Annotated in this window: 19 protein-coding genes; 8 read left to right on the top strand and 11 right to left on the bottom strand. The window is 69.4% G+C overall.

Features of this window, described 5'->3' with window-relative positions; genetic code table 11:
* Positions 1-236: 236 nt before the first annotated feature.
* From modC to modA, 3 genes are read right to left on the bottom strand one after another with little or no spacing between them, the layout of a single operon-like run.
* Positions 237-1,337 carry a molybdenum ABC transporter ATP-binding protein gene (gene modC, locus Q5Y72_RS09860; RefSeq protein WP_305963240.1) on the bottom strand — a complete coding sequence of 367 codons (1,101 nt, stop codon included), beginning with the start codon at positions 1,335-1,337 and terminating at the stop codon, positions 237-239.
* Entirely contained in the window at positions 1,334-2,044 is a 711-nt protein-coding gene (gene modB, locus Q5Y72_RS09865; RefSeq protein WP_305963241.1) for a molybdate ABC transporter permease subunit, read from the bottom strand. The genes modC and modB overlap by 4 nt, the downstream gene beginning before the upstream one ends.
* Positions 2,041-2,793 carry a molybdate ABC transporter substrate-binding protein gene (gene modA, locus Q5Y72_RS09870; protein ID WP_305963242.1) on the bottom strand — a complete coding sequence of 251 codons (753 nt, stop codon included), beginning with the start codon at positions 2,791-2,793 and terminating at the stop codon, positions 2,041-2,043. Before modA ends, modB begins: the two co-directional genes overlap by 4 nt.
* A gap of 203 nt (positions 2,794-2,996) precedes the next feature.
* Here modA and Q5Y72_RS09875 point away from each other — a divergent pair, with 203 nt between their 5' ends.
* The 4 genes from Q5Y72_RS09875 to Q5Y72_RS09890 all read left to right on the top strand — a co-directional run bounded on the left by Q5Y72_RS09875 (position 2,997) and on the right by Q5Y72_RS09890 (position 6,588).
* Complete coding sequence (locus tag Q5Y72_RS09875) at positions 2,997-3,680, top strand: gamma-glutamylcyclotransferase (RefSeq protein WP_305963243.1); 684 nt, start codon at positions 2,997-2,999, stop codon at positions 3,678-3,680.
* 118 nt (positions 3,681-3,798) lie between these two features.
* Positions 3,799-4,215 carry a hypothetical protein gene (locus Q5Y72_RS09880; protein WP_305963244.1) on the top strand — a complete coding sequence of 139 codons (417 nt, stop codon included), beginning with the start codon at positions 3,799-3,801 and terminating at the stop codon, positions 4,213-4,215.
* 172 nt (positions 4,216-4,387) lie between these two features.
* The gene (locus tag Q5Y72_RS09885) at positions 4,388-5,842 is read left to right on the top strand and encodes a metal-dependent hydrolase family protein (protein WP_305963245.1); all 1,455 of its coding nucleotides are present in this window, start codon (positions 4,388-4,390) and stop codon (positions 5,840-5,842) included.
* Positions 5,843-5,883: 41 nt separating this feature from the next.
* Positions 5,884-6,588: a hypothetical protein gene (locus Q5Y72_RS09890; protein WP_305963246.1), complete on the top strand. Its 705-nt coding sequence runs from the start codon at positions 5,884-5,886 to the stop codon at positions 6,586-6,588.
* Here the strand turns inward: Q5Y72_RS09890 and Q5Y72_RS09895 are convergent.
* The 4 genes from Q5Y72_RS09895 to Q5Y72_RS09910 all read right to left on the bottom strand — a co-directional run bounded on the left by Q5Y72_RS09895 (position 6,516) and on the right by Q5Y72_RS09910 (position 10,578).
* A complete protein-coding gene (locus Q5Y72_RS09895; protein ID WP_443147230.1) occupies positions 6,516-8,291 on the bottom strand; it encodes a SulP family inorganic anion transporter in 1,776 nt (591 codons plus the stop codon). The two genes, Q5Y72_RS09890 and Q5Y72_RS09895, sit on opposite strands and share 73 nt — an antisense overlap.
* A gap of 40 nt (positions 8,292-8,331) precedes the next feature.
* On the bottom strand, positions 8,332-8,784 hold the full coding sequence (locus Q5Y72_RS09900) for a protein tyrosine phosphatase family protein (protein ID WP_305963248.1): 453 nt from the start codon (positions 8,782-8,784) through the stop codon (positions 8,332-8,334).
* A gap of 35 nt (positions 8,785-8,819) precedes the next feature.
* Complete coding sequence (locus Q5Y72_RS09905; RefSeq protein WP_305963274.1) at positions 8,820-9,704, bottom strand: MBL fold metallo-hydrolase; 885 nt, start codon at positions 9,702-9,704, stop codon at positions 8,820-8,822.
* Positions 9,705-9,888: 184 nt separating this feature from the next.
* Complete coding sequence (locus Q5Y72_RS09910; protein ID WP_305963249.1) at positions 9,889-10,578, bottom strand: Crp/Fnr family transcriptional regulator; 690 nt, start codon at positions 10,576-10,578, stop codon at positions 9,889-9,891.
* A 154-nt stretch (positions 10,579-10,732) separates the two neighbouring features.
* On the opposite strand from Q5Y72_RS09910, the gene Q5Y72_RS09915 reads away from it, so the two are divergent.
* The 4 genes from Q5Y72_RS09915 (at position 10,733) to Q5Y72_RS09930 (ending at position 16,841) form a co-directional block, all read left to right on the top strand.
* Positions 10,733-11,416: an NnrU family protein gene (locus Q5Y72_RS09915; protein ID WP_305963250.1), complete on the top strand. Its 684-nt coding sequence runs from the start codon at positions 10,733-10,735 to the stop codon at positions 11,414-11,416.
* Positions 11,417-11,490: 74 nt separating this feature from the next.
* Positions 11,491-12,648, top strand: a complete 1,158-nt coding sequence (locus Q5Y72_RS09920; protein WP_305963251.1) for an efflux RND transporter periplasmic adaptor subunit — start codon at positions 11,491-11,493, stop codon at positions 12,646-12,648.
* The gene (locus Q5Y72_RS09925) at positions 12,645-15,713 is read left to right on the top strand and encodes an efflux RND transporter permease subunit (protein WP_305963252.1); all 3,069 of its coding nucleotides are present in this window, start codon (positions 12,645-12,647) and stop codon (positions 15,711-15,713) included. The genes Q5Y72_RS09920 and Q5Y72_RS09925 overlap by 4 nt, the downstream gene beginning before the upstream one ends.
* 159 nt (positions 15,714-15,872) lie before the next feature.
* Entirely contained in the window at positions 15,873-16,841 is a 969-nt protein-coding gene (locus tag Q5Y72_RS09930) for a hypothetical protein (RefSeq protein ID WP_305963253.1), read from the top strand.
* 19 nt (positions 16,842-16,860) lie between these two features.
* On the opposite strand, the gene Q5Y72_RS09935 is transcribed toward Q5Y72_RS09930, so the two are convergent.
* The 4 genes from Q5Y72_RS09935 to Q5Y72_RS09950 form a co-directional block, all read right to left on the bottom strand.
* Entirely contained in the window at positions 16,861-17,964 is a 1,104-nt protein-coding gene (locus tag Q5Y72_RS09935) for a hypothetical protein (RefSeq protein WP_305963254.1), read from the bottom strand.
* 117 nt (positions 17,965-18,081) lie between these two features.
* On the bottom strand, positions 18,082-19,218 hold the full coding sequence (locus Q5Y72_RS09940) for a hypothetical protein (RefSeq protein WP_305963255.1): 1,137 nt from the start codon (positions 19,216-19,218) through the stop codon (positions 18,082-18,084).
* Between the two features lie 106 nt (positions 19,219-19,324).
* Positions 19,325-20,467 carry a hypothetical protein gene (locus Q5Y72_RS09945; protein WP_305963256.1) on the bottom strand — a complete coding sequence of 381 codons (1,143 nt, stop codon included), beginning with the start codon at positions 20,465-20,467 and terminating at the stop codon, positions 19,325-19,327.
* Between the two features lie 149 nt (positions 20,468-20,616).
* A complete protein-coding gene (locus tag Q5Y72_RS09950) occupies positions 20,617-21,594 on the bottom strand; it encodes a quinone oxidoreductase family protein (RefSeq protein WP_305963257.1) in 978 nt (325 codons plus the stop codon).
* Positions 21,595-21,599 lie beyond the last annotated feature (5 nt).

A 21,599-nucleotide genomic window follows, 5' to 3' on the forward strand; every position in this document is an offset into this window, starting at 1 on the left:
GGGCGCGACAAGTGCCGGTCCAACGTGCCGCTGGGCGATCCGCGCGTCTTGGGGCAGCATTACGTGCTGCGCCTGTTCGGCCGCCAGATCGGGGCCCGCGACGGCTCTGGCGGCGGGCCAGAGCTTCCAGCCGGGCGAGACGCGGAACGTCCTGACGGCGTGACACGCCTCCGCAGCCGCAGCGGCGGCGCACGACACCGCACGGACCATGGCGGCACGCATTACGCCCCGCCCCCTCACCGCGGGTGGCCCGGCTGGTCCGAGGCAAGCCCCAGATCGCCGGGGGCCACGGCGACCGACTTCAGGATCGCATGGCAGCCTTGCCCTTCGGCGAGACCCATCTGCGACAGCGACCGGCGGGTGATCCGGGCGGTCAGCCGATCCGGCCCGAGGGCCAGCGTGACCTGCGCGTTCGGGCCGTCCTCGGGCACGATGGCGGTGATCCGACCCGTCAGGATGTTCAACGCCGAAATCCCCTCCGGACGCGCGCCCGACAGGATGACGTTGCCCGAGCCGATGCGCAGGCGCAGTTCCGTGCCAGGCGGTGCAGCGAGGCGCGCGACGAAGACCGGCCCGCCCGGCGTGAGCAGCCGCGTGAGGCCGTCTGCGTCCTGCCCCGCCACCCGCGCCGACAGGATCGACGCCGTCTCGACCCCGACCGCTCGGGGATCGCCCAGCACCTGCGACGGCGGTCCGACCGCCGCGATCCGGCCGGCGCGCAGCGCGACGACGGTGGTGGCCAGGCGCGCGACCTCGGCGCTGGCATGGCTGACATAGAGGATCGGCACGCCGCCCTCGTCGCGCAGACGTTCGAAATAGGGAAGAATCTCGGCCTTGCGCGCCTCGTCCAGCGCCGCCAGCGGCTCGTCGGCCAGGATCAGGCGCGGTGCCGCCAGCAACGCACGCCCGATCGCCACGCGGCTTTTCTCGCCCCCCGACAGGGCACCGGGGCGGCGGTCCAGCAGGGGCCCGATGCCGAGCATCTCGACGACGCGCGCCATGTCGGGGCCGCGCGCGGCCCGTGGCGCGAACCAGCGCCCGTAACGCAGGTTCTGGCGCACCGACAGATGCGGAAACAGCCGGCCTTCCTGAAAGACATAGCCGAGGCGACGACGGTGGGGGGGCAGGCACAGCCGCGCGGCGCTGTCCAGAAGCACCCAGTCGTCGACCGCGATCCGGCCGCTGTCGGGGCGCAGCAGGCCCGCCACCGCATTGACCACGCTGGTCTTGCCGGACCCCGAGGGGCCGTAAAGGACGGTCAGGCCCGGCGGCGCCTCGAAGGCCGCATCCAGCGCAAAGTCGCCGAGACGATGCGACAGCCGAACCCGCAGCGTCATGCGCCCGCGACCCTTCGGGCGGCGCGGCGGGCCAGATGTTCCGACAACAGCAGGGCCGTCATCGCGATCGCGATGGCAATCATCACCAGGCGCGATGCCGCGGCCTCGCCACCCGGCGCCTGAAGCAGCGCGTAGATTGCCGAGGGCACCGTCTGCGTCTGGCCGGGAATGTTCGACACGAAGGTGATCGTCGCCCCGAATTCTCCGATCGCCTTGGCGAAGGCGAGGATCGCGCCGGCGATCACCCCCGGAAGGATCAGCGGCAGCGTCACCGTCAGGAACACCATCGGGGGCCGCGCGCCCAGGGTCGCGGCGGCCTGTTCAAGCCGGGGATCGACCGCCTCGATGGCCAGGCGGATCGCCCGGACCATCAGCGGGAAGGCCATGATCGCGGCCGCCAGCACGGCCCCGGTCCAGCGAAAGGACAGCACGATTCCGAACCATGCCTCGAGCCATTGCCCGACCGCGCCACGGCGGCCGAACCCGATCAGCAGCAGATAGCCGGTGACCACCGGCGGCAGGATCAGCGGCAGGTGGACCAGCCCGTTAAGAAGCTGCTTGCCGGGAAAGGTCCACCGCGCCAGCGCATAGGCGACAAGGATGCCCAGGGGCAGGCTGGCCAGCGTTGCCACGACGCCCACCCGAAGCGACAGCCGCACCGCCTGCCACTCGGCGGGCCCCAGCCAGCCGGTCAGCGCGTCGATCATTGCGGCACGACAAAGCCGAACTCGCGCCAGATCGCGCGCGCGGGCTGCGAGGACAGGTAATCCAGAAACCCCTGCGCCAGATCGCTGTCGGATTGCGCGGTGATCGCGGCGGGATAGGTGATCGGGTCATGGCTGTCGGCGGGAAAGCTGCCGATGACCGTAACATCATCCTGAACGGCGGCATCGGTCGCATAGACGATCCCCAAGGGCGCCTCGTTGCGCGCCACGAAGGCCAGGGCCGCGCGCACATTGTCGGATTGCGCGACCATCGGCGCCACCGATTCCCACAGACCAAGGCGGGACAGGGCCTGCTTGCCGTAGATGCCGGCCGGGACGCTGTCGACCATGGCCATCGACAGCCTGCCGCCGCCCAGCATCGCGACCAGATCAAGGCTGGCGTCGATGGTGACCGGCGCGGCGTTGCCATGGGCGACCAGCACCAGCCGGTTGCCCAGCAGGTCGCGCCGGGTTCCCTCGCGCAGGCTGCCCGACGCCTCCAGTTCGTCCATCCATTCGGCGCTGGCCGAGATGAAGATGTCGGCGGGCGCCAACTGCCGGATCTGCTTGGCCAGCACCGACGAGCCGGCGAAGGAGAGCACGGCGCTGTGGCCCGTCTGCTTGGTCCAGGCCACGGCCACGCTGTCCAGCGCGTCGGTCAGGCTGGCGGCGGCAAAGACCGTCACCTCGCCGGCCGCCACGCCGCTGGCGGTGAATGCAACGCCGGCAAAGGCCAGCATCAGATGGCGCATGGATGATCGTCCGGATATGTCTCATCAGATATATCGCGAGAATCCTGCGCCGACGCAAGCGATATTTCACGCCGGACATAGCGGGCCCTGCCGCCGCCCGATACCCGAACGATAGTCCGCGATCCGACTGTCGCCCCCCTTGGAGGCGGCCGCATTTCCTGCGACAGATCCGTTGCCATATCCGTCCCGCCGACAGGTGCCCGATGCCCCGCCCCATCCCCCTCGTGCTGTCCGATCATCACGTCGCCCGCGTGCCCCCGGCCGACGGGCTGCTGCACGACCCCTCCTGGCAGATGCTTCAGGATGACGATCTGGACCGGCTGGCCGCGCGGCTGACCGACGGACGGCCGCGGCCGGTTCCGATCTTCGCCTACGGCTCGCTGATCTGGAACCCCGGCTTCGAGGTTCAGGGCCGCCGCCGCGCCACCGCGATCGGCTGGCATCGCGATTTCTCGCTGTCGCTGGATCATTTCAGGGGGACGCCCGAGCGGCCGGGCCTGATGCTGGCGCTTGCCTCGGGCGGCAGCTGCGAAGGCCTGCTGCTCGAGATTGCAGTCGCCAGCGAGGCCGAGGCGCTGCGGGCGATCCTGCGCCGCGAACTGGTCGCGCATGAACTGGCCGCCAACGCCTGCTGGATCGAGGTCGAGACGGATCGCGGCCGCGAAACCGCGCTGACCTTCTATGCCGATCCGGTCGATGCCCCGGTGCTGCGCCTGACGGTCCAGGAACAGGCGCGACGGCTGGCGACGGCCGCCGGCGCGGCGGGATCGGGCGCGGAATACCTGCTGCGCACGGCCCGCGGGCTCGAGGCGCTGGGCATCCACGACGAATACATCTGGACCCTGCAACGGCTGGTCGCCGAGGAAATCGACGCGCGCCACGCCTGAGCCGCTATCCTTGCCAAGACGGAAACCCCGCGCCATCATGCTGGCCTAGTGCCCGCCCATACCGGGCGGCGCCCTGCTACGGAGTATCTTGACCCACAGCTGAATCCAGGAGATGCCGATGCGTCGCGCTGTCACGATTGCCCTTTTTCTTGCCGCCTTGCCGGCGGCCTCGCCGGCACAGGAATGGACCCAGTTCGCCTATTACCTCGCGCGGATCGGACCCGAGGACCTGCGCAGTTCCAGCGGGCAGCCGATCCGGTCGCTTGGTGGCGCCTTGCAGCAGGATCGCGCGAATTACCACCGGTTCGGCATTCGCCACGCGAATGACGAATCCGATCCGGTCTTCGCCAACCGCGACCTGCGCGCCCGCATCCCGGCGATGGTCGCGGCGGGCGGCAACGACCGCGGGCGGCTTGCCCGCATGGCCCGCGAGGGACGGCCCTTCGATGTGGGCGTCTTTGTCTGTGGTTCGGGCAACACCCCCTCGGTCATCTACATCGCCGGCAGGGGCGAGGATCATTCGGGCTGCAACTGACCCGTCCATGCCCTCGTGCCGCGCCATCCCGGCGTGGCGCGATCTGGCCGGCAGATGACACCCGGGAATTCAGGCTTGATTTTGATGTGATTTCTCAGCAGTCTGGTGCCATCAAGCGACCACGGCGACGATGTGACCTTTCTCCCGCAAGGAGCAGGCCAAGATCATGTGCATGACCTGTTGCGAGAAGGCCGCGGCTGGCGCCGCGGCGCTGGACCCCTGCCTCTGCGGGGCACCGCAGACCGCCCGGGCAATGGCGCGGATCGAGGCGGACCTGACGCGCCGGCACTTTCTGGGGGGAACCGCGGCGGTGCTGGGCCTGTTCGCGGGCTTCGGCCTCGCGCCGCGCGAGTTGCGGGCCCAGACGCCCGGCCGGCCGACGCTGCTGACCAATCTGCGCTTCTTCGACGGCACCACGCCCTCGATGCAGACCGGCCGCGACATCCTGATCGCCGAAGGCCGCATTGCCGGGCTGCTGGCGGCCGGCACCGGCCCCGAGGGTGCAGAGGTGATCGACTGCGGCGGTCGCAGCGTGACGCCCGGACTGATCGACTGCCACTGGCACGCGACCTTGGTCGGGATCAGCCAGATCGCCGCGATGACGCAGGATGTCGGCTGGGTCCACCTGATGGCCGGGCGCGAGGCGGGCGCCACGCTGATGCGCGGCTTCACCACCGTGCGCGATACCGGCGGGCCGGTCTTCGGCCTCAAGATGGCCATCGACCAGGGCGCGGTGACGGGCCCGCGGATCTTTCCCTCGGGCGCGATGCTGTCGCAAACCTCGGGGCACGGCGACTTCCGGCTTCTGAACCTGCTGCCACGCATGCCCGGCGATGGTGCCGACCATATCGAGCGCAGCGGTGTCGCCGCGATCGCGGACGGGCGCGACGAAGTGCTGCGCCGGACCCGCGAACAGCTGATGCGCGGGGCAAGCCAGATCAAGATCATGGCCGGCGGGGGCGTCGCCTCGCCCTATGATCCGCTGGACACCGCGCAGTACCTGCTGGACGAGATGCGCGCCGCGGTCGAGGCGGCGGCGGACTGGGGCACTTATGTCTGCGCCCATGTCTACACGCCCAAGGGCATCATGCGCTGCATTGAAGCCGGGGTCAGGTCGATCGAGCACGGCCAGCTTGCCGACGAGGCGACCATCCGCGCGATGGCGGAGGCCGATGTCTGGTGGAGCATCCAGCCCTTCCTGGCCGATGACGATGCCAACCAGTACAGCGACCCGAAAAGTCAGGCCAAGCAGCGCGACGTGGCCGAGGGCACGGTGCGTGCATTTCAGCAGGGCCGGGCCGAGGGCGTGAACATGGCCTTCGGCACCGATGTGCTGTTCAACCCGCGCGGGGCGGCCAGCCAGGGGCGCCAGTTGGCCAAGCTGACCCGGTTCATGCCACCCCTCGAGGCGCTGCGGCTGGCCACCGGCGCCGCGGGGCAGCTGCTTGCGCTGTCCGGCGAACGTGCGCCCTATGACGGCCGGCTGGGCGTGATCGCCGACAATGCGCTGGCCGACCTGCTGGTCTGGGACGGCGACCCCGAGCGCGACCTCGACTTCCTGTCCGACCCGGACGCCAATCTCCGCCTGGTCATGAAGGGCGGGCGCATCTTCAAGGAGCAGCTTTGATGATCCCGGCAGTCCCATGTCTTCGCCGTCGCGCCGCCGCCATGCTGATCGCCGCCGCCGGCGCCACCGCGCCCGCGCCCCTTCTGGCCGAGGACTGGTCGGGGCAGGTCACGCTTTATGGCTGGGGTGCCGGGGTCAGCGGCGACTTCACGCCCTTCGCCGGGGCGCCGACCCTGTCTTTCGACAAGTCCCTGTCGGACGTTCTGGACGATCTGGACGGCGCGTTCTTCGCCACCGCGCTGGCGCGGCGCGGCGATCTGGTGGTCTTCGGCGACCTGACATATTCGAAATCCTCGCGCGCCGGCATCGTGCCGCCGGGGATCCCCGCCTCGGGCGAGGTCAGGCTGCGCTCGGCCACGCTGGCCGCGGGGCGGCGGATGGATGCGGGCGCAGGAACCACCCTCGACATCCTCGCCGGCCTGCGCGCATGGAAGGTCGAGGGCGAGGTCGTCTCGCCGGTCCTGTCGGTCGCGCCGGGCGCCAGCTTCGTCGATCCGATCATCGCGCTGCGCGTGAACACGCAGCTGTCGGACCGCTGGTCGCTGCTGTCCTATGCCGATATCGGCGGGCTGGGGGTCGGGTCGGAGCTGACCTGGCAGGCCGCCGTGACCGCCAACTTCCAGGCCAGCGACCGGCTGTATCTGTCGATCGGCTGGCGGCATCTTTACGTCGATTACGACGAGGATGGCAGCCTGTTCGAAGGCGCGATGACCGGCCCGGTGATCGGCGCCACGCTGCGATTCTGATCGGCCCCGGCCAGGTCGCGCCAGGCATCATATTGCGACAGGAACACCCGGCCGGTCAGGTCCCGCAGGAAGTCGCTGGCCTTCAGCCGGTCCATCACCGGCCCCTTCACCTCGGACAGGTGCAGGCGCACGCCCATGGTCTGCAGCCGGTGCGCGATCGCCTCGAGACTTTCCAGCGCGCTCAGGTCGATGTCGTTGATCGCCGAACACATCAGCACCACATGCCGCACCGCGCAGTCCGGCGTCACCCGACGGGCGATGTGATCCTCGAGATAGCGGGCATTGGCGAAATACAGGCTTTCGTCGATGCGCAGGATCACCAGCGCGGGATCGGTCAGCACCTCATGGCGCAGGATGTTGCGGAAATGCTGGGTGCCGGGGACCAGTCCCACCTCGGCCACATGCGGGCGCGAGGTCTTGTAGAGATGCAGCGCGATGGACAGGACCACCCCCGCCAGCACGCCCGCCTCGACGCCGACGCCCAGTGTCAGCAGGATCGTGGCCGCAACGGCCACGAAATCGGCGCGCGAAAAGGCCCATGCCCGGCGCAGGATCGAGACATCGACCAGCGACAGCACCGCCACGATGATCGTCGCCGCCAGGGTGGCGACGGGCAGGAAATGGATCAGCGGCGTCAGCGCCAGCGCCGCCACACCCAGCCCCAGCGCGGTGAACGCACCGGCCGCCGCGGTCGCGGCGCCCGCGTCGAAATTCACCACCGAACGGGCAAAGCCGCCGGTGACCGGAAAGCCGCCGGTGAAGGCCGCACCCAGATTGGCCGCGCCAAGGCCGATCAGTTCCTGGTCGGGATCGATCCGCTGGCGGCGGCGCGCGGCCAGCGTCTGCGCGACCGACACCGACTCGACGAAGCCCACGACCGAGATCAGCAGCGCCGGCACCAGCAGCGCTCGGACCAGATCCGACGAGAGCGAGGGCAGCGTCATCGGCGGCAGGCCACGCGGCACCTCGCCGACGATCCGCACGCCCATCTCGTCCAGCCGCAGGGCGCGAACCACCAGCGTGGTGGCCACGACCGCCAGCACCGGCCCCGCCTTCGCGACGACATCGGCGGCCCGCGCGCCCATCCCCAGGCGGCGGAGCAGCGGCTTCAGCCCGCGCCGCACCCAGAACAGGAAGGCCAGCGCGGCCGCGCCGATGGCCAGCGTCACCGGATTGACCTGCGGCAGGCCGCGCAGCAGGGCGGACAGCATCTGCGGCAGGCTGTGTCCGGCCGCGCCGATGCCCAGCAGATGGCCCAGCTGACTGGTCGCGATCAGGATGCCCGAGGCAGAGATGAAGCCCGAGATGACCGGATGGGACAGGAAATTCGCCAGGAAGCCCAGCCGCAGCACCCCCATCACCATCAGCATCGCCCCCGACAGCAGGGCCAGCGTCAGGGCCGCGACCGCATAGCCCGCGGTGCCTTGCTGGGCGATGGTGCCGACCGCCGCGGCGGTCATCAGCGACACCACCGCCACCGGGCCGACCGCCAGCGCACGGCTGGTGCCGAACACGGCATACAGCAGGATCGGCGCGATCGAGGCGTAAAGCCCCGCTTCGGGCGGCAGCCCGGCCAGCAGGGCGTAGGCCAGCGATTGCGGGATCAGCATGATCGTCACGATCATCGCAGCCAGCAGATCGTCGGCCAGCGCCGCGCGACCGTAATCGCTGGCCCAGTCGAGGATCGGGAAGAATTCTCGGATCGGCTTCACCGGTCTGGTCCGTGTCTTGCGGCGGCGCGGGTCATGTGGACCGCGACCGAAGGGTGCCTTGCTGCATGGGCGGCGCGACCCCGCTGTCCGACATGCGGCGCGCGACATCCGACAGGTCGTAGCCCGCCGCCCCCGCTGCGGCCAGGATCTGCGCCGCGGGCATCCGTCCGACCTGCGACAGCGCCCAGAGCGTGGCCGAGCGCATCCCCGAACGGCAGCAGGCCATGACCGGCCCCGGCATCTCCTCCAGCGCGGTGCCGAAGGCGGTCACATCGCTGTCGCGGATCATGCCGCCGGCCACGGGAATGTGCCGCGCCTCGATCCCGGCCGCGGCCGCGGCCTCGCGAAGGGTCGCGAAGTCGGGCTGGTCGGCGGCCTCGCCGTCGGGCCGGTTCACGATCAGCGACCGGTAGCCCCTGTCCCTCAGCGCGGCCATGTCGCCGGGCACCACCTGCGGGCCCACCGCGATCCGCGGCGAAAGCATCCTTGCGTCCATCTGTTTCTCTCCGCGAACAGGGGTCAGAGACCGTTGACCGGCACCTTCAGCATCGGCCGGCCGTCGGGATCGCGCGGAAGCTCGCCCGCGCGCATGTTGACCTGCAGCGAGGGCAGGATCAGCCGGGGCATGTCCAGCGTCGCATCGCGCTGGGTGCGGAAGCGGATGAACTCCTCTCGCGACCGGCCCTGCCCGACATGGATGTTGTGGGCGCGCTCCTCGGCCACGCTGGTCTCCCACCGGATATCGCGGCCGCCCGGGGCGTAATCGTGGCACATGAACAGCCGCATCCCGTCGGGCAGCGCCAGCACCTTCTGGATGCTGTCATACAGCGTCCCGGCATCCCCGCCCGGGAAATCCGCCCGCGCCGAACCGCCATCGGGCATGAACAGCGTGTCGCCGACAAAGGCCGCGTCGCCCATCACATGCGTCATGCAGGCGGGCGTGTGGCCCGGCGTCGCGATGGCCACCACCGGCATCCGGCCGACATGATAGACATCGCCATCGGCGAACAGCGCGTCGAACTGGCTGCCGTCGCGCTGGAACTCGGTGCCCTCGTTGAAGATCTTGCCGAAGGTCTCCTGCACGACCATGATCTTGTCGCCGATGCCGATCCTGCCGCCAAGGGCCGCCTGGATATAGGGGGCGGCCGACAGATGATCGGCGTGGACATGGGTCTCGATGATCCATTCCAGCGTCAGGCCGTGTTCGCGGATATGCGCGATGATGGCATCGGCGTGATCGTAGGTGATCCTGCCGGCGGCATAGTCGATGTCCATGACCGAATCGACCACCGCGCACGAGGTCGATTGCGGGTCGCGCACCACATAGCTGATGGTGTTCGTGGCGGGATCGAAGAAGCCCGTGACCTCGGGCCTGATGGACATGTCGATCGAATACTGGCTCATGGTCGTCCTCGTCTGGATGGCCGGCGCGGTCAGCGGCGGCAGGTCGTGGTGCCCGGCAGCGCGGTGCCGAGGATGAACCGAATCAGGCGATCCGAACTGCCGATCGTTGATGGTCATGGCTGCCCCAGGGCATCAGGTGATGGTCCTGCATAGCCTGCCGGGGCGGGGGCTGTCGGTAACTAAGTCACGCAGGCCGGCTGCGCTGCCAGGCCTGGTCCTGCGCCGCTAGCGCCTCGATGCCGGGAATGTCGGTCAATGCGACGACGCCGCGCGACCGGGCGATCCAGCCGCGGCGCTGGAACTCGCCCAGCAGCCGCGACACCACCTCGCGCGCGGTGCCCAGTTCGGCCGCCATCTGCTGGTGGGTGGCGCGGATCTGGCCGGTTCCCCGCGCCAGTTCCACCAGCTTCTGCGCCAGCCGGATGTCGAGACGCTGGAAGGCGATTTCCTCGATCACAAGAAACAGGTCGGCCATGCGGCGCGCATAGGCGGTGAAGATGAAGGTGCGGAATTCGACCGACGCGGCCACCAGCCCGTCGAAGACGGCACGCGGGATGGCCGCGGCGCGCACCGCGGTCTCGGCCAGCCCCTCGGCGGAATATTCCTCATGAGCCAGAAGGCAGGCGGTGGTCATCACGCAGCTTTCCCCGGCCTCGACCCGGTAGAGGACGATCTCGCGCCCCGATTCGGACAGCTGCTGCACACGCACCCGCCCATCAAGCAGCAGCAGCAGGCTCTCGGGCTTGGTGTGGGGCCCGAAGATCACGGCGCCCTCGGGGACGCTGACAAGCGTGCTTTCACGCAGCAGAACCTCGCGCAGCGCGGGGTCCAGCCGGGAAAGGCCGGGAAATTGTCGGGTCCAGTCGTCGCTCATGCCGGGGTTCCTGTGCAATCTCGCCCCTTATGCCCTGCCCCGCCGCGTCAGGCCAGCCGGGCGGCGGCATCGCTGGGGCCGGCGGTTGCGGCCGCAAGGCGGCTGATCCATGCTCGCGCCGAGGGCGAAATGGCCCGGCGAAGGAAGGGTCGGCATGGCGGGTTGGGGTGAATTCACGCTGGCCATGGCGCTGTTTGCAGGCAGCCATTTCCTGCCACGCCTCGGCGGCCTGCGGGGGCGCATGATCGCGAGGCTGGGGCGCGGGCGCTACTTCGTGCTCTACGGCCTTGTCTCGCTTGCCATCCTGATCTGGCTGATCGACGCGGCGGGCCGGGCGCCGCATGTCGAATTGTGGCCGCAGACGGCCGAAGCCCGCTGGATCCCCAGCCTCGCGATGCCGGTCGCATTGCTGCTGGCGGTGCTGGGGATGGGGATCGACCAGCCGCATACACCCGGCGCCCGGCCGAATGCCAGCTTCGATGCCGACCGGCCCGGCCTTGCCGCCATCACCCGGCATCCCCTGCTGATCGCGCTTGGTCTGTGGGCGGGCGCGCATCTCGCGCCGAATGGCGATCTGGCGCATGTCATCCTGTTCGGAGGCTTCGCGGCGATGTCGCTGGCTGCCATCGCGCTGTTCGAGGCGCGCGCCCGCCGGCGGGAAGGGCCCGCCTTCTTCGACAACAGCGCGATCCTGTCGCTGCGCCCGCTGGCGCGGCGCGCATGGTGGCGGGCCAACGGGCGCCCTCTGGCGATCCGCGGTGCCTTGGCGGCCGTCGCATGGCTGGCCCTGCTGCATGCCCATCCGCTTCTGTTCGGGGTCTCGCCGATGCCGCGGTGATCGCCGGCCCGCGGCGAGGCGGGCGGCACACGGGATTATCAGTTGCCCCGCCGGCCGCGCCGGGTAACTCTGGGATGAACGACGCCACCGATCACACCCGAAAAGGGGAGCTTGTGCGCGCCATCAGGGCGATTTCGGGCCTCATTGTCATTCTGATCGCCGCTGCGGGCGGTCTGCATGTGACCGACCGGCTGATGGCGGCCTCGGACGCCGGCGCCGAAAGCCGCCGCGGCACCGAGGCTGCAGCCCTGCCCGTCGAGACGGTCCCGGTCGAGATGCTGACCTTTGTCGAGGTGCTGCGCGCCGTCGGAACCGCGCGCGCGGCCCGCGCGGTCGAACTGATGCCCGATGCCAGCGGACGCATCGACACCATCGCCTTCCGCCCCGGCGACCGGGTTGCCGAAGGCGCGGTGCTTCTGACGCTGGACGACCGCATCCAGCAGGCCGACCTGAAGGCCAGCGAGGCCACGCGGGCCGAGGCTCAGGCGGCCTTCGACCGGCAGGAACAGCTGCGGCGCAGCGGCAGCGCCTCGACCGCCGCCTACGAGACCGCCCGCGCCACCCTGCTGCGGGCCGAGGCCGAACACGACCGGGCCCGCGCGGCGCTGGAGGACCGCCAGGTGCGCGCGCCCTTCGCGGGGGTGGTGGGGCTCAGCGATCTGGTCGAGGGCCAGCTGATCGAGACCTCGACCCGCATCGCCACGCTGGACGATCTTTCCGCGCTGGAGATCGCCTTCAGCCTGTCCGAAACGGTGCTGCCGCGCCTGCGCCTCGGCCAGCGGGTCGAGTTGACCTCGGCCGCGTGGCCGGGCCGGATTTTCACCGGCGAGATCAGCGGCATCGACACCCGTGTGGATCCCGGCACGCGCTCGGTCGCGCTGCGGGCCCGGATGCCGAACGCGGATGGCGCGCTTGCGGGCGGAATGTTCCTGCAGGTGCAACTGGTCCTTGACGAGCGCCGCCAGCCGGCGGTGCCGGAACGCGCCCTCAGCGTGGACGGCGATCGCACGCTGGTGATGCTGGCCGACGGGGGCGTGGCCCGCGAGGCCGAGATCGTGACAGGCCAGCAGCAGGACGGGCTGATCGAGGTGCGCTCGGGCCTGCCGCCATCGGCACGGGTCATCGTCTCGAACCTGCACCGCCTGTCGGCGGGCATGGCCATCGAGGCCGTGCCGCAGGGGCAGGACGACCTGGCGCATGACGGCGCCGGCGGCGCGGGGCCGGACGGATGAGCCTGCCCGACCTGTCGCTGCGCCGCCCCGTCCTCGCCACCGTGCTGAACCTGCTGATCGTGCTCATCGGCGCGGTCGCCATCTCGCGCCTGCCGGTGCGCGAACTGCCGCAGGTCGAGGCGGCGCAGATCACCGTGCGGGTGAACTATGTCGGGGCGGCGCCGGACGTGGTGGACAGCCAGGTTGCCTCGGTCATCGAGGGCGCGCTGGCCGGCATCTCGGGCATGACCTCGATGTCCACCGAATCCGAACGCGGCCGGACACGCACGGTCCTCTCCTTCGATCCGGGCCGCGACATCGACGCCGCCGCCAACGACGTGCGCAACGCCGTGGACCGCGTCGCCAACCAGTTGCCCGACGCCGCGGACCGGCCGCGCGTCGACAAGAACGACAGCGAGGGCGACCCGGTGCTGCGGCTCAGCCTGTCCAGCCCGGCGATGACGCCGCTGCAGCTGTCGGACTATGCCGACCGGTTCCTGGTCGACCGGCTGGCCCGGCTGCCGGGCGTTGCCAACACGGTGATCTACGGCCAGCGGTCGCCGGCGATGCGGATCTGGCTGGATCAGGCGCGGATGGCGGCCTATGGCATCACCACCGGCGACATCATCGCCAGCCTGCAGTCCAACAACATCGAACTGCCCGCCGGCGAGATCGAGACCGGCGTGCGCCAGTTGCAGGTGCTGGCGCAGACGCGCTTTACGACCCCCGACAGCTTTCGGCAGGTGGTGATCCGCGACGATGGGGTGCGCCCGCTGCGACTGGGCGATGTCGCCGAGATTGCCGAGGGCCCCGAGCAGCGCGATTCGATCTTTCGCGCCAACGGGCTGGTGGCGCTTGGAATGGGGGTGCAGCCGCAGGCGCAGGCCAACACCGTCGCCATCTCGACCGCGGTGCGCGCCGAACTTGACCGCATCCGGCCGACCCTGCCCGAGGGCATGTCGCTGATCGTCACCTCGGACGAGGCGCAGTTCATCGAAAGTTCGATCCGGCAGGTACTGAAGGTCTTTGCCGAGGCCGTGGCCCTCGTGACCGCCGTGATCTTCCTGTTTCTCGGCTCGATGCGGCTGTCGGTCGTGCCGGTCGTCACCATCCCGATCTCGGCCCTCGGGGCGGGGCTGGCGATGATGGCGCTTGGCTTTTCGGTGAACATCCTGACGCTGTTCGCCCTGATCCTGGCCATCGGCCTCGTGGTCGATGACGCCATCGTCGTGCTGGAAAACATCCAGCGCCACCGCGCGATGGGCAAAAGCCGGGCGGAGGCCGCCCGGCGCGGCGCGGGCCAGGTCAGCTTTGCCGTCATCTCGACGACGGCGGTGCTGATCGCCGTCTTCGTGCCGGTCAGCTTCATGCAGGGCGAGATCGGGCAGCTGTTCGCCGAATTCGGCATCGTGCTGGCCGTCGCGGTGGCGGTGTCTGGCTTCGTCGCGCTGACCCTGTCGCCGGTGCTGGCGGCATGGGCGATGCCGCGCGAGGATCGCCCGAACCTGCTGACCCGCAGCGTGAACCGCGTCATCGGCTGGCTGGAACGCGGCTACGGCGCGGTGCTGGACCGGGTTATCGCGCGGCCGGTGCCGATCCTTTCACTGACGGCCTTCGCGATCGCCGCCTCCTTCGCGGTATTCCAGAACCTGCCGCGTCAGTTGACCCCGGACGAGGACCGGGGCGGGCTGCGCATCATCCTGTCGGCCCCGCAGGGCGCGAACCTCACCTATACCGATGCCGCCACGCGCCGCGTCGAGGCCCTGCTTGAGCCCCGCCGCGCCGATGGCACGATCACCAATGTCACCGCCATCGTCGGCACCTGGGGCGAGTTGCGCCGGGCGCTGCTGTTCGTGAACCTCGCCCCCTGGGAGGATCGCGAGATCAGCGTCGACCAGCTGATCCGCGAACTGCGCCCGCAGATGGCCGCCATCCCCGAGGCCGAGACCTTCATCAGGCCCACCGGCGGGCTGGGCATCGGCGGCGCGTCAGGGTCGATCCGCTGGATGCTGGGCGGGCCGGACACCGCGCGCACCGCGGCATGGTCGGCGCAGCTGGCCGCGGCGCTGGAGGACGACCCGCGCCTCGCCTCGGTCGAGGTCAGCTTTGCGGCCAACCAGCCCGGCGCCAACCTGTCGATCGACCGGACCCGCGCGCAGGATCTGGCGCTGGACGCCGAGACGGTCGCCCAGACCCTGCAGGTCCTGTTCGCCTCGCGCACCGTTGGCGAATACAGCAGCGACGGCCGCCAGTATCCGGTGATCCTGCAGGCCTCGCCCGAGGACCGCGATTCGATCGATGACATGCTGGCGGTCATGCTGCGCAACGAGCGCGGAGACCTGATTCCGCTGTCGGCCTTTGCCAGCGTCCAGACCGGCGCGACCGCGCCCGAGATCAACCGATATGACCGGCTGATCTCGGTCGAGATGGAGGCGGACCTTGCGGATGGCGTCGATCTGGCGAACGCCATGAGCGCCGTAGAGGAGGCGATGGCCGACCTGCCGGCCGGCGCGGTGCTGGCATGGGAGGGACAGGCGGCCGACTATCTGGACAGCTCGGGCGGCATCGCGATGGTCTTCGTGATGGCGCTGTCGATCGTCTTTCTGGTGCTTGCCGCCCAGTTCGAAAGCTTTCGCACGCCCCTGACGATCATGCTGACGGTGCCGCTGGGGCTGGCGGGCGCGGTGCTGACGCTGCTGCTGACGGGCGGGACGGTCAACATCTTCTCGCAGGTCGGCATGATCCTGATGATCGGCATCATGGCCAAGAACGGCATCCTGATCGTCGAGTTCGCCAACCAGCTGCGCGATGAGGGCCGCCCGCTGGTCGAGGCCGCGCGCGAAGGGGCGGTCACCCGGCTGCGCCCGGTGCTGATGACAACCATCGCGACCGTACTCGGCGCCGTTCCGCTGGCCCGCGCATCCGGTGCCGGCGCGGAAAGCCGGCAGGCGATCGGCGCGGTGATCGTCGGCGGCCTCAGCATGGCCTTCATCCTGACGCTGCTGTTGACGCCGGTGATCTATGTGCTGGTCGAGCGGCTGCGCCTTGCCCGCCCCGACCCCGAAGGCCGGGTCCCGGCCGAGTAGGGCGCACCCGCCCGCGCGATCCTGCGCTGGCCGCGCGGCAACAATAGCCCCGCGACCCGCGGCAAGCCGGTGGACAATGCGGCCCGTGCGGCTATCACTGCGGGCTGACCCCGCCCCAACCACCCGCCTGATGCACGGGCCAGCGAAAGACCACCGCCGATGAGCCGACCCCGCCGCGTAGCCTGCCTGACCATGCTCAGGGACGAGGAGTTCTTCTTTCCGATCTGGTATCGCTATTATGCATCGCTGTTCGGGCGCGAGAACCTGTTCGTCATCGATCACCTGTCGAAGACCCGCCCCGCCGCGCCCGACGGATCGGGCGCGCTGAACATGCTGACCCTTCCGTTCGAGCGGGCGCTTGACCCGCAGGGACGCCCGCAAAAGCTGGACGGGCCGCGCTTTCGGCTGATCTCGGGCATGGTCGAGGGGCTGCTGGCCTATTACGACACGGTGATCTTCAACGACACCGACGAATTGTTCATCGTGGACCCGCAGAAGCATCGCGACCTGCGCAGCTTTCTGGAAGGCGGCGCGGGCAAGGCGCCGGCGCTGGCCGGGATGGGGCTGGACATCATCCATGATCCGCGCAGCGAACCCGCCCTCGATCCGGCCCGGCCGGTTCTGGCGCAGCGCCGCAACTATGTCTGCGCGCCGGTCTGGGCCAAGCCGCACATCATCAACACCGCCTGCAAGATCGCCCCGCACGGGCTGTCGATCCCGTTCCGCTTCGATCCGGATCTGTACCTGATCCATCTCAAGCACAGCGACATCACACATACCCTGCAACGTCAGGCCGTGCGCCACGAGATGTATCGGCAGGACGCGGTCGCGGATTTCTGCACCTGGCAGGCGACGGCGGCAGAAAAGGATACCGAACTAGCCGCCCTTCTGGAACGCCCGCTGGACGAGGGCGACCTGCCCCATCGCCGCCCGGTCGCACGGTTGCTGGCGAACGGGCCGAACCATCTGCTGGGCAGCGAGACCGGTCCGGCACGCAAGCGTCCCTCGAAGGTCATGCCGTGGGCCTACAAGGTGCATGAATTCCTGCCCGCCCCGCTGATGCAGTCCCTGCGCCAGTCGCGCCATCTGTTCCCGGCGCGGTTTGCCGGCGCGACCGGCGAGGGCTGAGCGGGCGGTGGGCGCGGCGCTAGATCTCAAGCTCCTTCAGGAACTGCCACAGCGGCGCCGAGGGCCGCGACCAGGGCGGCAGGGACCGCAACCGCGCCAGCGCCGCCCGCGCCGCATCCAGCTCGGGCACCGGCCGGACCCGGCCCAGCTCGTCGATGTCGGGAAAGAAGGGCGACTGGTCTGCCACCTTGCCGAGATAGGCGTGGATCGGCTGGAACCGGTCCGACAGATGGGCGCGGGCCTCGGCGCCCAGCACCTCGACCTCGGAATTCGCCGGTACATCGCGCGACGCCGATGTCCGTTCGAGAAAATTCATCATCTGGCCCGGCAGCGGACCTTCCAGCGTCTGGTTGGCCCGCCGCGCGATCTCGTAGAAGGCATAGGGGATGCTCTGGTTCGACCGCGGGGCCGCTGCGAGGCCCGAGGGGAACCTGACGCCGACCTGGCGGATGAAATCCTCGCATGATCCGCCCGCCGCCAGCACATCGCGGTAGTTGCGGATGTGGAAGCGGGCATCCGGGAAGGTCTCTTGCCAGGGCAGCAGAAGCGTCTTGTAGTCGAAATGAACCGAGGTCGCGTAGCGTTTGGCGACCGCTCCCTCGAGCCGGTCCAGCTTGTAGCCGAAGCGGAACCGCTGCCCGTGCCACGACGCCAGGTATTCGTCAGGCCGTCGCAGGGTCAGGTAGATCTCGAACTCGGCGCCGGGAAAGAGGTCGCGGATGCGGCGGGTCAGCTGCGGCCCGACATGGCCGAAATTGGACATCACCTCGGAACACATGATGACCGTCGACGGGGTCAGGTTCTCCACCTGCTCGCGGATCGCGCGCATCATCTGCAGGCTGGAGGGCGGGCGGTCCAGGAAGGCCGGCAGCTTGAAGCCGCCAACCTCGTCGATCATGCGGAAGGCCAGCGTGTTGTGCGGCTCGCGCTGGTTCAGACTGAGCCGGCCGTGGTCGTCCTTCCCGGTCATCGCACGCCTGAGGCAATTGCCCAGCCCCTCGGCCTCGACCATCGGATACAGGATCCCGCCGTCGCGCAGCAGCTTCAGCCAGTTCCAGGACAGGAAGGTCTGCAGCGCGGTCGAGCCGACCTTGTGATGCCCGATATAGAGGATGACCTTCATGCTGTTCTGCTTTTCACCGAAGGAAAGGGGGGCACGGCGCCTTCGCACCGCGTCCGGCCGGCCGCGTAATGCGGAGATCGCCGAGACCAGGCGATACGGCAGGACCACGACGCGGCGCTAGCTTTCCGCCCCGTGCAGATGCTCGAGCCGCCGCCGGTGAAAATGTTCGGCCCAGGGGGTCTTGCCGTTGTCCAGCATTTCCGCGATCAGCCGGCCGGTCAGGTCCAGGCTGCGCATTTCGGATGGCGAAAACATCGCCTCGGCGGTGGCCAGCTGGGGCAGCTCGCAGGCGGCTGCCACGTCATCCGACAGCGCCTGTTCCAGAAACCGGTCGGCCGGAAAGAACGCCTCGTCCAGCCGGCGCGCATCCGGGCGGAAATGTTCGGCCGCCCGTTCGGCCAGCGACCTGTGCAGCCGGATGCGCGTCGCCGTCTCGGGACGCGGCATGTCGCCCAGCATCCGGGTCAGCGCCCAGCCGTAATTGTGGTGAAACTTCTCGGACCGGCCCTTGATCTGCGCGTGAAGATACTTGACCCGCAGCAGATCCTCGAGCGAGAGAGACTCGTTCTGATTGTCGGTCGGATCGACGGTGAAGGGCACGTCGCCCACCGCCGAGCGGATGAAGTCGGTCATCAGCGAGCCGTCGATCAGCGCGGTGCGCACGAAGGGACGCAGCACGAAATCCGCACCGAACACCTTGCGCCACTTGCGAAAGCGCGGCGCAAAGCGAAACACGTCATGGGCCAGGCAGGTCTGGAAGAACGATTCCATGTCACCCGACAGGATGCCGATCTTGGTGCGTTCGGCATAACCCGACACGAAGCGCTGCAGATGCGGGCGCACATAGGCGATGATGCGGATGCGGTCGAAGAGGCCGGCGAAATGCTCGTCGAGGATGCGGCGCAGGCCGGCGGGGTCGAAGCCCTCGAAGGACTCGGCCGAGATCACGCAGATCGGGGCATCGCTGGCAGCGATCTTCGCGGCGAGGCCGGCGATGACCTGCCGGCCCTTCTCGGCGGTCGGGCTGTTGCGGTCGCGCAGAACGGCGCGGAACAGCTGCGGCAGGTGGTTGTGGCTCAGCGAGGCCGTGTACAGCGGCTGCACGCCGCCGATGCGGACCAACCGGGTCGTAAAGGCGTGCTGGATCGTGGTGGTCCCGGTCTTGTGGTCGCCGATGTGGAAGATCAGCGTCCTGCCCTGATCCTGCGCCGCGCCGACAATCCGTGCGTCAGACAGTTCGCGATGTGCTTGCATGCCGGGAATCCTCTTGGCTCAGCGCGCTCCTAGCCCAATCGGGTTTGACAGACAACACAGCGGTGAGGCTGCCGGCCGGCTTGCGCGGCAGGCGGCCTTGACGCGCTCAGCTGCCGGTGATGTCGTCGAAGGCGCAGGCCGGGCCGCCCGCCACGAACCGCTCGAGGATGTCGGGCGTGAAGTTCATGCAGCGCAGGATGTCGTTCTCGCCCTCGCCATTCGCGTTTGCGCCGCGCTGGCGGGCGTGGAAGATGATGTCGACCAGCCGACCGCTGCGATCGAGCACCGGAAAGGGCCGCCCGACATGGGTGTAGTTGCGCGAACTGGGCGCGATGAAGGGGCGCACATCCGCGCCATCCGCGGTCAGCGTCTTGCGGCAGCCATGCGTCGGCGCAGAACAGGCCGCGACGAAGCCGCCGTAATTGCTTTCCGACCGATAGGCCCCCGCAGAATACAGGATCATGTGCTGCCCGCTGGGCGAGGCATAGCCCCAGCCGCCTTCGATCAGGCTGCCGTTTTCCTCCAGCCGCAGTTCGGACGGCATCGGCCGCGCCCGGTCCCAGCCTGCCTCGTCGCGGCCGGCATCGACCTGACGGCCGGGGCACAGCACGGGCGGCCCCTTGCGCCTCAGCACCAGGTCTTCGTCAAGCCGCTGAACCCTGATGCAGGTGATCCGGTCGGGATTGCCGGGCAGATCCTGCCGATCATCGATATAGACAAAGCGCCCGTCGCCGCTGTCGTAGATGTCGGCATTATAGCTGGACCGGATCATCGGGGTATTGTCGCGCATCCGCCAGTCCAGCGGAAAGCCGCCCCGGGTCCGGCGCGCATCGGCCTTCGGCACGAAGACATGGACGCTGCGGCCGCGCGCCTTCGGCGCGTCGCGGTTGAAATCCCCGGCCTGTTCCAGCGAGGTGATGAGCACGGTTCCACTGGCCGAGCGGTAGAGCTTCTTGCCCCAGCTGTGAAAGCCCGCCCGCCGCAACAGCCTCTGGCCGTCCGGCGAATAGAGCTGCAGGTCATAGGCCACGCCGTCCTCGGCATTGAACGCGCCGGGGGCGATATCGGGGTATTCGATCAGATTCGATCGCGTGCCCAGCAGGATGTAGGTTCCGCCATCGGCCGCGAACACGCTTGGGTCGCGCAGCCAGACATCGCCCTGGCCGCGCCAGACGACCGGGCCTCGCCCCTCGGCATGGCCGGGGCCTGCCGCGAACAGCGCCGACAGGGCGATTGCGGACAGGGCCACCAGAAGCGACCGGCAATAACAGACGCGCATCGAAGATACCTGTGAAAGACCTCGTCGGCGCCATTATGCACGCCGCCCCGCCGCGGTCGATCCCGATCGCGCCGCCGCGCCCCGTGCCGGCGGCGGGGCGCCGGAACCGCGCGCCGACCTCAGGGAATCAGCACCGTCGCGCCGCTTGTCTGGCGGTTCTCCAGCGCGGCATGTGCCTTGGCCACATCGGCAAGGGCGAATTCCTGGCGCGGGGTGGAGGTGATGTCACCGCGGGCCAAGGCCGCGAACATCTCGGACGCCCGGACGCGCAGCTCCTCCGGATCGGCGATGAAGTGAAACAGGCTGGGTCGCGTCGCCTTGGCCGACTTCGGCGCAAGATCGGACAGCTGGAAGCCCGTCACCGGACCCGCCGCCTGTCCGAAACAGACATAGCTGCCCCGGACCGCCAGCGATTGCAGCGAGCCTCGCCAGGTGGTGCCGGCCACGCCGTCATAGACAACGTCCACCCCGTGCCCTCCGGTGATATCGGCCACGCGGGCCACGAAATCCTCGCGGTCATAGTCAATCACATGCGCATAGCCGTGATCGCGCGCCAGGGCGCATTTCGCGGCGCCCCCCGCGGTGCCGATGGCCGTCACGCCCTTCGCCCGCAGCCACTGGCCCAGCAGCAGCCCGACACCGCCCGCCGCCGCATGGACCAGCGCCTGATCGCCCGGCCGCACCGCATGGCTGGAATGCAGCAGGTAATGCGCTGTCATGCCCTTCAGCATGACGGTCGCGGCCACCGCATCGCTGATCGCGTCGGGGATCGCGACGACCCGATCCGCCGGCACCACGCGGACCGAGGCATAGGCGCCCATCGGGATCGTGTAGGCCACCCGGTCGCCGACCGAAAGCCCCTCGACCCCCGGGCCGACCGCCTCGACCACGCCGGCTGCCTCGGAGCCCACGACGAGATCGCGGTCCACCGGCCAGGGATAGGTGCCACGCCGGTGGTAGATGTCGATGAAGTTCAGCCCGATCGCCGTCTGGCGAAGGCGCAGCTGGCCGGGACCGGGCGCATCCGGCGCGATCTCGCGGCGTTCGAAATTCTCGGGGCCGCCGGGCTGGGGCGTCACCATCGCGTAGTCGGTCATCGGAT

This window comes from Paracoccus spongiarum (genome assembly GCF_030732095.1).
Lineage (GTDB): Bacteria > Pseudomonadota > Alphaproteobacteria > Rhodobacterales > Rhodobacteraceae > Paracoccus > Paracoccus spongiarum.

Coding starts and splice junctions, on each gene's coding strand:
- Q5Y72_RS09900 (WP_305963248.1), bottom strand. CDS start 8,784: ATGCTTTCGCCGCGGATCGCGGTGGGCCCGCAGGTGGTGCCCGGCGAC.
- modA (WP_305963242.1), bottom strand. CDS start 2,793: ATGCGCCATCTGATGCTGGCCTTTGCCGGCGTTGCATTCACCGCCAGC.
- Q5Y72_RS09910 (WP_305963249.1), bottom strand. CDS start 10,578: ATGAGCGACGACTGGACCCGACAATTTCCCGGCCTTTCCCGGCTGGAC.
- Q5Y72_RS09940 (WP_305963255.1), bottom strand. CDS start 19,218: ATGCAAGCACATCGCGAACTGTCTGACGCACGGATTGTCGGCGCGGCG.
- Q5Y72_RS09915 (WP_305963250.1), top strand. CDS start 10,733: ATGGCGGGTTGGGGTGAATTCACGCTGGCCATGGCGCTGTTTGCAGGC.
- Q5Y72_RS09890 (WP_305963246.1), top strand. CDS start 5,884: ATGCTGATCGCCGCCGCCGGCGCCACCGCGCCCGCGCCCCTTCTGGCC.
- Q5Y72_RS09925 (WP_305963252.1), top strand. CDS start 12,645: ATGAGCCTGCCCGACCTGTCGCTGCGCCGCCCCGTCCTCGCCACCGTG.
- Q5Y72_RS09930 (WP_305963253.1), top strand. CDS start 15,873: ATGAGCCGACCCCGCCGCGTAGCCTGCCTGACCATGCTCAGGGACGAG.
- Q5Y72_RS09920 (WP_305963251.1), top strand. CDS start 11,491: ATGAACGACGCCACCGATCACACCCGAAAAGGGGAGCTTGTGCGCGCC.
- Q5Y72_RS09875 (WP_305963243.1), top strand. CDS start 2,997: ATGCCCCGCCCCATCCCCCTCGTGCTGTCCGATCATCACGTCGCCCGC.
- modB (WP_305963241.1), bottom strand. CDS start 2,044: ATGATCGACGCGCTGACCGGCTGGCTGGGGCCCGCCGAGTGGCAGGCG.
- modC (WP_305963240.1), bottom strand. CDS start 1,337: ATGACGCTGCGGGTTCGGCTGTCGCATCGTCTCGGCGACTTTGCGCTG.
- Q5Y72_RS09880 (WP_305963244.1), top strand. CDS start 3,799: ATGCGTCGCGCTGTCACGATTGCCCTTTTTCTTGCCGCCTTGCCGGCG.
- Q5Y72_RS09935 (WP_305963254.1), bottom strand. CDS start 17,964: ATGAAGGTCATCCTCTATATCGGGCATCACAAGGTCGGCTCGACCGCG.
- Q5Y72_RS09885 (WP_305963245.1), top strand. CDS start 4,388: ATGACCTGTTGCGAGAAGGCCGCGGCTGGCGCCGCGGCGCTGGACCCC.
- Q5Y72_RS09950 (WP_305963257.1), bottom strand. CDS start 21,594: ATGACCGACTACGCGATGGTGACGCCCCAGCCCGGCGGCCCCGAGAAT.
- Q5Y72_RS09905 (WP_305963274.1), bottom strand. CDS start 9,704: ATGAGCCAGTATTCGATCGACATGTCCATCAGGCCCGAGGTCACGGGC.